This window comes from Janthinobacterium sp. BHSEK (genome assembly GCF_056174685.1).
Genome location: NZ_JBWBYV010000233.1, coordinates 1 through 834 on the forward strand (window position 1 = coordinate 1; position 834 = coordinate 834).

1 tRNA gene is annotated in these 834 nt (G+C 59.5%); it reads left to right on the top strand.

The window, feature by feature from the left end:
* Positions 1-662: 662 nt before the first annotated feature.
* Positions 663-736: transfer RNA gene (locus tag AC0V2Y_RS28660), tRNA-Gly, on the top strand.
* The last annotated feature ends 98 nt before the right edge of the window (positions 737-834 follow it).

Genomic DNA, 834 nt, shown 5'->3' on the forward strand with positions numbered 1-834 from the left:
CGTGTAGAGATTCTTGTGTAGAGTATCGTGTATAATTAGATTCTTCTGGCACTCCGCGCTTTGTGAATGGCGCCGATAGCTGGAACTCGCGACAGTACCCGGACCCAGCGCCGTACCTGCACGCCTTGAATTTGCCGCTCACCACGCGCTATAGTCGTGGGAGCAACACCGAAGCCCGCTCATGCGGGCTTTTTCTATTTGCGTGCCACCTTCGAGGCCGCCATGTCCGAAACGATACTCCCATCTCGCTATCTCGCCCGCGAGTACTTGGAGCGCCACACGCGGGCGCCCGAGCCGTTGCCTACGCGAGAAGAGGTTCGCCGCGAGCTGGGATGGGCCTTGATTACGGCCGAGCGCCAGAAGCAGGCCGAGGACGAAGAACGAAACTGAGCTGGCCAGATGCACGCGCGAGCAGGCCGCCGCAGGCCAGAAAAGGAGGTGCACCATGAAGTAGCGAAGAATTCATCCCCAGCGCCATGCGGCGCAAATGTGAAGGCGACTTACCGCGCATTTAGCCATCGGCGCAGCGGGTAGTTTGGCACTGGAGAGGCCTTAGCGCATCAATCAGCCCAAAACCACGAGCAGGATATGCATCATCCAGCCGACGCGCGTTGTAACCGCGGCTATTCGGCGCCGGACGCTGTAACCGGCAACCAGATTTCGCGGGCGTAGCTCAATGGTAGAGCGGAAGCCTTCCAAGCTTTCCACGAGGGTTCGATTCCCTTCACCCGCTCCAGTTTCCCTTGCCCGGCATGCCGGGTTTCGCCGCCGACCGCATCACTGCGCTGGCGGCTTTTTATTTGAGGTTGACCATGAAGCAGCAATACCGTGAAC